This window comes from Anaerolineales bacterium, from assembly GCA_022866145.1.
Taxonomy (GTDB): domain Bacteria; phylum Chloroflexota; class Anaerolineae; order Anaerolineales; family E44-bin32; genus PFL42.
In genome coordinates this window covers 1-6860 of sequence record JALHUE010000212.1, presented here as the reverse complement: position 1 = coordinate 6860, position 6860 = coordinate 1, and the positions used below count along the sequence as shown (strand labels likewise).

At 66.2% G+C, this 6860-nt stretch carries 9 protein-coding genes; 1 reads left to right on the top strand and 8 read right to left on the bottom strand.

Annotated elements, in window-relative coordinates; translation table 11 throughout:
• Nucleotides 1–112 precede the first annotated feature (112 nt).
• On the top strand, nt 113–979 hold the full coding sequence (locus tag MUO23_06700; protein ID MCJ7512645.1) for a hypothetical protein: 867 nt from the start codon (nt 113–115) through the stop codon (nt 977–979).
• 121 nt (nt 980–1100) lie between these two features.
• On the opposite strand, the gene MUO23_06695 is transcribed toward MUO23_06700, so the two are convergent.
• The 8 genes from MUO23_06695 to MUO23_06660 all read right to left on the bottom strand — a co-directional run.
• The gene (locus MUO23_06695) at nt 1101–1652 is read right to left on the bottom strand and encodes a hypothetical protein (GenBank protein MCJ7512644.1); all 552 of its coding nucleotides are present in this window, start codon (nt 1650–1652) and stop codon (nt 1101–1103) included.
• 361 nt (nt 1653–2013) lie between these two features.
• A complete protein-coding gene (locus MUO23_06690; protein MCJ7512643.1) occupies nt 2014–2478 on the bottom strand; it encodes an endonuclease domain-containing protein in 465 nt (154 codons plus the stop codon).
• A gap of 70 nt (nt 2479–2548) precedes the next feature.
• The gene (tmk, locus tag MUO23_06685; GenBank protein MCJ7512642.1) at nt 2549–3181 is read right to left on the bottom strand and encodes a dTMP kinase; all 633 of its coding nucleotides are present in this window, start codon (nt 3179–3181) and stop codon (nt 2549–2551) included.
• 1 nt (nt 3182) lies between these two features.
• Nucleotides 3183–4781 (bottom strand): AAA family ATPase, encoded by a 1599-nt coding sequence (locus MUO23_06680; GenBank protein MCJ7512641.1) that lies wholly within the window; start codon nt 4779–4781, stop codon nt 3183–3185.
• Nucleotides 4782–4880: 99 nt separating this feature from the next.
• Nucleotides 4881–5237, bottom strand: a complete 357-nt coding sequence (locus tag MUO23_06675; protein MCJ7512640.1) for a hypothetical protein — start codon at nt 5235–5237, stop codon at nt 4881–4883.
• Nucleotides 5238–5293: 56 nt separating this feature from the next.
• Nucleotides 5294–5581: a hypothetical protein gene (locus tag MUO23_06670; protein ID MCJ7512639.1), complete on the bottom strand. Its 288-nt coding sequence runs from the start codon at nt 5579–5581 to the stop codon at nt 5294–5296.
• Between the two features lie 198 nt (nt 5582–5779).
• Entirely contained in the window at nt 5780–6019 is a 240-nt protein-coding gene (locus MUO23_06665) for a hypothetical protein (GenBank protein ID MCJ7512638.1), read from the bottom strand.
• 84 nt (nt 6020–6103) lie between these two features.
• Nucleotides 6104–6860, bottom strand: a 757-nt coding sequence (locus MUO23_06660; GenBank protein ID MCJ7512637.1) for a glycosyltransferase family 39 protein, incomplete at its 5' end; no start/stop codon positions are given.

Genomic DNA, 6860 nt, shown 5'->3' with positions numbered 1-6860 from the left:
TGGCGGGGACGCCAGGCTATCCGTCAGCCGGCCGTCAGGTGGTCTTCCATCGCCGAAGCGGACATCCGCGATAATCTAGCCGACCGTGTAGCGACCCGTGAGGTGACCGCGCATGAAGCGAAGCACCGCCTCCCGTCTTGCCGCCAGCTTGAGTCTGGTAAGCGTCGCCGCCTATGGATGTGGCGTTCTACCTGCCGGGCCCGCGCCGGCAGAGCCCGGCGCCGGGCCGGCTGAAGCTATCACCCTGCCTCCGGCGTGGACGGATACCCCCAGCCCGACGATCGCACCGCCGACCGAGACGCCCACGGCCACCCCGCTGCCCACCGAGGCACCGCGCCAACTGCAGACCACCAAGGGAGTCCCGCTGCCCACGGCGGTCGTGCTGACCCTCGCCGGGGAAGAACCGGACCTGGCCGGATTGAAACGAATCGACACGAAGTCCGCCTTCTTCTTCGTGCCGGAGAGTTACCAAGTCGTCGACATGGGCGAGATGGGCGAAGCGATGGTGCTGTTGATGCAGGTCTTCGCCGAGGGAATGGTCGAGGCCTTCAGTAGCCTGGTCACTCCAGCGCCCGGCGAAACGGCGACCCCGGTCTCGCTCGACGAGATGAGCGCTTCCTTGCAGTTCGACCTGCTGATGGCCGCCGACGCTGCCGGCGGATCGGCGGTGTTCCTGGTGGGCGAGCCGCGCCCGGAAGCCGCGGATCTGCAGACCATCCTGCTGAAAGCGATCGAGGACAACAAGAACGAAGTCCTTGTCGAACGGACAGAATTGATCTACGGCGGACGCTACCCGATGGCCCGGGCGCTGCTGCAGGTGCGCGACGTCGAGTCCGGCCAGGTCAGCCGCCAGGGGTTGTATGTGATCGCCAGCGCCGACCGCCTGTGGACGCTCTCCTTCCAGGCCGATCCAGACGCCTTTGATGGCCTGCTACCTGATTTCGAGCGGAGTGCGCACAGCCTGCAGGCCCAACCCTAAGCGCGAGGTCCCTTCAGAGCCGCTGGATTCTGCTCGCAGCCTGCAGAACGCACACATCCTTCCCTGCCGATTCGGTCCTGCTACCGACGTGACGCGGGGAGATGGCAATTTCGGCGCCTGGTTAGAGATTCTCCCCCGCCTGATCCAATGGCAGCCGGGTGTGCCGGTCATCCTGGCCTTCGGTCGGGGCGCTCTCCGGCTGACGGGCCCTGGCGTAGCGATTCACCAGCCGTAGCCAGATAACGATCCCGGGCTGGCCGAGCACGATGACCAGGAGAGTCATCGCGGCGGTAATCCTCAGGAACACCTCCGGCGGGGTTTCGGAGGCGCCGATGCTGGTCACCAGGATGATTCCGTACCAGGCACCTAGGAATGCGACCAGGGTGGCCACCGCCCACACCGCGATCCAGGCGGTCCGGGGTGCGGGCTGCGTGCGAACCAACCGATAGCAGAGCAGCCCTAGGGCCATGATCATCACGGCAGCCGGGAGCGGTCCGAGCGCCCAGGCACAGTAGCCGCCCAGGCCCGCCTGCTCCAAAGAGGCTGGATCGGCGACCTGAATCATCGCCAACAGGACGCAGTCGGGGCCGAGGCACAAGGCGGGAACGAGCAGCGGGACGAGCGCGGGAAGGAACAAGAGCGCAGCGAAACGGACGGATGGCGGGATCTTCATCGTCAGCGGTCTCTGCAGCCACTATCCCGCTGCTGGCCTTGCGCGATGTCTCATCCCTCCTCAGAAACTCTCAGCCTTCCGGATGGCCGTCAGGTCGGGGGTTATGAACTGCGAGTGATTGCGAACGCCACCCGGACTGGGGACACTGGGCCACGCGGAAGCGCCGGAGGACTTCGACCTGCTGCCGGTGTTCGAGCCCAACGCCCTGGTCTAGAAGCCAGGCCTTGAGCTTGCGGACGGGGGCAGGCGAATCCTCCCCCCGCGGGGGAGAGGTGAGATGAAGGGCGCGCGACGGCTGGACGTGTCCAACCCCCACCCTGCCCTACCTCTGCTAGGGGGATAGTCCTTCTCCCTCCCCCTGCTAGGGCCGAAGGTCCCCGAAGCGGAGCGGAGGGGAGGAGAGTTGGGGCGGGGGTTGGGGTGGGGGTGGCTCACACGCCTGGCGGATCGCCTCGAGCACTGGAGGCAAGTTGTTCTTCACGTCAGCGTTGGTGAAGCGCAGCACCCGGTACCCCTGTGCCGCCACACAGGCGGTCCGAGCGGTGTCGTACTCGACCTGGCTGGGCTCAGTGTGGGTATCCCCGTCGATTTCGATGCACAGCCGGGCGCAGGCGCAGTAGAAGTCGGCGATGAAGCGGCCAAGGAGCACGTGCTGTCGGCGGATGTGAAACCCGAGCTGGTGATTGCCCACGCGGTCCCAGACGAGTTTCTCAGCGGGTGTGAGCGGATGGCGCAGGTCCCGCGAGCGGAGGCGCAGCTTCGGCTGCACACGGCGTAGCGGAGCGTGCACGGGCAACCCGGATTCCCCCCCGAGACCAACCCCCACCCTGCCCTCCCCTTGCGGGGGGAGGGTTGGGGTGGGGATCACTCGTCGACGATCCGAATCCTCTCGCCGGTCAGCCCGCCGGCGCCTGCAAGGGGCCCAGCCGCGGCGCCAGCAGGCGTCGTAACTCCTGCTGGATGGCCTCGACCGGCTGGCGTCCGTCGATCGTCACCCAGCGCTGCGGCTCGGCCTCCGCCAGTGCCAGATATCCCTGTCGCACTCGCTGGTGGAACTCGAGGTTGTAGGCGTCGAGGCGGTTCCAGCCGCCGTGCTGCTTGCGCCGCAGCAGCCCATCCTCGGCCGGGATGTCGAGCAGGAAAGTGATGTCCGGTACCAAGCCGCCGGTGGCAAAGGTGGTGATGGCGCGCAAAGCGTCGAGATCGAGGCGGTGACCATACCCTTGGTAGGCAAAGGTCGAGTCGAAAAAGCGGTCGGACAGCACGGTGCCGCCGGCCTGCAGGTGGGGCCGAATGATCTCGTGGCAGAGCTGGGCGCGTGAGGCCGAGAACAGCAGGATCTCGGTTCGCGGGTGCATCGGGGTATTCGACAGGTCGGTCAGCACCTGGCGGATCTGATCGCTGATGGCGGTCCCGCCCGGCTCGCGCGTCTGCAACACATCCAGCCCCAGCGTGCGCAGGTGCTCAGCCAGCAGGCGCACCTGGGTGGACTTGCCGCAACCGTCCGGTCCCTCGAGGGTGATGAACATTTCAATTCCGGAAGATGCGCACGCGCCGGTTGGGCTCCTTGCCGTACGAATGGGAAACCAGGTTGGCCTGGCGTGCAAGCTGGTGCTGCAGGCGACGAATGTACGACGACGAGGGGGATAAGTCAACCGAGTGGGCGCCATTCAGAACAGCGCTGACGGCCTGCTGGGTTTCCTGCAGGGCGACATCCAGCTCGGGCCCCTGAGCTGGGCCCGCCTCCAGGCTGAAGAGATCGGTGAGGAAGTTTTCCATCTGCCCTGAGGTATTTGCGCGCAGGACGAAGATCGGCATCCGACGGGCTTCGGCGTCGGCGATCAGTTTCTGATGGCGGCGGTAGTAGGCGCGCAGGGTGACGATCACCTCGGCTTCGGCCGGATCATCCACTAGGATCGCCGGCACATGCAGGTGGCGGGCGGCAGTCCGCAGACGGTTGCGTGCCACGCCATAGGCGTAAACGCGCACGGGGCTCAGCGGGCCGCCGGGCATGTGCGGAGGCGTCGGAGAGTACGGCAGGCCGTTGACCTCGCCGGGGGCCAAGGAGGGTTGGCCGGCCTGACGCTGGTAGCCGCGCTCGCCCGTGCGCGCCCTGCCGGCGGACGGCGGGGCGGCTTCGATTCGGATCTCGCCTTCGTCATCCAGGCTGCGAATCTCGGGCGGCAGCGGGCGTCCGCGCAGCATGGCGTCGACCGCCGTCGCCACGTCGTGGTGCAATGCCAGCCGGTCCCGGTCGACGATCTCGATCAGCACATCGAAGGTCGGGGCCGCCCGCCGCTCGAGCACGGTCTTCTGCGTCCCGCGGCGGCGGGCCTCCTCGTCGGACAGGGTGACGGACTCGATGCCCCCCACCAGGTCGGACAAGGTCGGATTGAGCAGCAGGTTCTCGAGGGTGTTGCCGTGGGCCGTGCCGATCAACTGCACGCCGCGCTCGGCGATGGTGCGGGCGGCGACGGCCTCCAACTCGCGGCCGATCTCGTCGATCACGATCACTTGCGGATTGTGATTCTCGACAGCCTCGATCATCACCTCGTGCTGGAGATTCGGTTTTCGAACCTGCATCCGCCGGGCGCGGCCGATCGCCGGATGCGGCACGTCCCCGTCTCCGGCGATCTCGTTCGAGGTGTCGACGATCACCACCCGCTTGTCTTCGGCCAGGATGCGGGCGGCCTCACGCAACATGGTTGTCTTGCCGACGCCTGGCCGCCCAACCAGCAGCACCGACTTGCCACCGCCGATCAGGTCCTGGATGATGTCGATCGTGCCGTATACGGCGCGGCCGACGCGGCAGGTGAGCCCGACGATCCGGTCATGTCGGTTGCGGATGGCGGAGATGCGGTGGAGCGTCCGCTCCATGCCGGCCCGATTATCGGCGTCGAACTCGCCGATCCGGGCGACGACGTATTCGAGGTCCTCGGGCAGAGTCTCGTGCTCCTGCAGGGGCACCTCGCGATCGACGAAGCGGGCGGCGGGGATGCGGCCCAAGTCGAGGATAACCTCCAGCAGATCGTCGGAGCGGTCAATCTCAACCAGGCGCTGGGCGATCGTCCTGGGAAGGACGTCGAGCAGGGCGTCTAGGTTGTCGGTGATGTGTCTTCCGGGTGCCATTCTTGTGAGGGGCCTCTCTGGTTCGGCCCTATTCTACCTTCGCCCACCTGGGGCCAGAGGGCCTATGTGTTTTGCCCGAGTTGACACGAGCCTGGCCCATCACAACCCGGCTGACTGCGCGCTGGTCTCACCCCGCCTGCCTGCAGAAGGCCGGGCCGGCCGGAAGGACGAGGGGGCAACCTCCGGCGCCGGGGCGGCTAGGTCACACTCGAAGTACCAGTACAGAGGGCCCTGTCCGGGGAGCGTCTCCATCCCAAGCTCGCCGCACGGGAGGTCGGAGGGGATTCGGTCAATATCGGAGCGACTCCCCAGAAGGACGACAAACTGGGCGGTATCACCCTGTGGGATGCGGTTCTCTGGCGTCCCCCAATGGAGGATCAACTCGGTGATCTCGTACTCGGAGGCAAGGTAGACCAGGCTTGGATTGGCGTAGTACCGAAACTGATCGTCGCCCACGTAGACGATCCGTCGGGGCTCACCCTCGAGTCCGAGATGATTGGCCAGGCGTTGAGCTATGAGAGCGGGATACCCCCCGAAGGTGCTGCGGGGGTGTAGTCCAAGAAGTAGAAACGGGCATCATCGATGGCGAGCGCAATGGCGACGGCGGCGACCGCAGCTGCAGACCAGCGTGCTCCCCGCGGCACAAGCCGCTCTGCCCCAGCGGAGATTGACGACAACGCGCTCCCAATGATCAGCGCGCAGGCAGGAACGGCGGCGACGTACCTTTGGGCGGCGGGCACGCTCTCGGTGAGTGCTCCGATCAGCCCGAATGCGGCCAGCCAGAGGGCGAGAAGAGACACCCGCGCATCTCGGAGGCGTAGGAGCAGCGATGCAATCCCCAGCAGTTAGATCATCGCCGGCCCACGCCTCAGGATCGGGGTGTCAGGGATGTAGAAGTAGTTCAGGGGGACATGGGTGTAGGCAAGAAATCCGAGCGACAGCTGGCGAAGCAGCAGGCGCCACACCGGCATCCCAGTGAGCGCCGCATTGTACGGGAGTCAATCATTCAGAATGCTGACCACTCGCATAGGCGCCGTGAACTGACGCGGATGTTGGGCGTAGTACATGGCCAGCGGCAAGGCCACAAAGGCGGCCGCCCAAGCGGCCAGGCCGAAGTCAGGAAGGCGACGAATTGCCTGCTGTCGGTGCAGGACGAGCAACAGGCCGAGCCAGGCCGGGAGGAGCACGAAGTGCACCCTTGCGCTGGCGTAGAAGTACAGGCCCAGGCCCAGGCACAATCCCCCGAGCAGGAAGGCATTCCGCTCGCCGGTCTTCCATCCGTGCCAGAAAGCCCCAAGCGTGGCGACGATGAACAGACTGTCCTAGACATTGTTCAACCCCAGCCGGCTATAGTGGATATGCACATGAGAGAGCATCAGGATGCAGGCCGCCAGAAGTCCGGCCCGAGGGCCGAACATACTGCGCCCCATCAGATAAATCGCGCCGACAGTCAGTGCGCCCGCCAACGCCGAGGGGAGTCGCAAGGCCTGGGTCGTCATTCCCAAGAGGCTGATCGAGACCGCCTGGAGAAAGCAGTAGAGGGATGGGAAGGCGTGCCATCCTACACCGAACAGGTTGCCGGTCTTCCCTTCGAGGAAGCCCAGCGCGCTCAGTCCGACGGAGGCTTCATCTCCGCTGAGCACGGCCGGGACAGTGCCGGTGGAAAGGCCGCGGGCGAGGAAGGCACCCACCACCAGAAGTGTGATCCAGGCGGCGGTCTGCCAGGCAATAGGAGGCAGCGCCTGACCGCGCTTCCAACCAGCGAGCACTGCGAGCACGATCCCAATAACCCAAGCTGCCGAAGCCAGCAGCTGCGCCTGCCGGTCGCCATAGTTAGAGAGGGGCGCGGCGGCGATCGAGAACAGCAGCCCGAACACGATAAAGGGAATTCGCGCCTGATGTTGGTGGACCGGCTCAAGGAGCGCCGGCATGGCGGTGCTCCGTCGCCGAAAATGCAGCGCCGCGCTGGCCAACACGGCGGCACAGGCCAGGCCGATGGAGGCCTGCAGGCTCCAGCGAATGTCGGGCGTGACATGCGGCAGCGCCCACCAGCGCAGGCCGGTGAAGAGGCAGCCCAAG

Excerpts from the sequence above, each read along its gene's own strand:
- MUO23_06700 (MCJ7512645.1), top strand. The coding sequence starts at position 113 with ATGAAGCGAAGCACCGCCTCCCGTCTTGCCGCCAGCTTGAGTCTGGTA.
- MUO23_06680 (MCJ7512641.1), bottom strand. The coding sequence starts at position 4,781 with ATGGCACCCGGAAGACACATCACCGACAACCTAGACGCCCTGCTCGAC.
- tmk (MCJ7512642.1), bottom strand. The coding sequence starts at position 3,181 with ATGTTCATCACCCTCGAGGGACCGGACGGTTGCGGCAAGTCCACCCAG.
- MUO23_06695 (MCJ7512644.1), bottom strand. The coding sequence starts at position 1,652 with ATGAAGATCCCGCCATCCGTCCGTTTCGCTGCGCTCTTGTTCCTTCCC.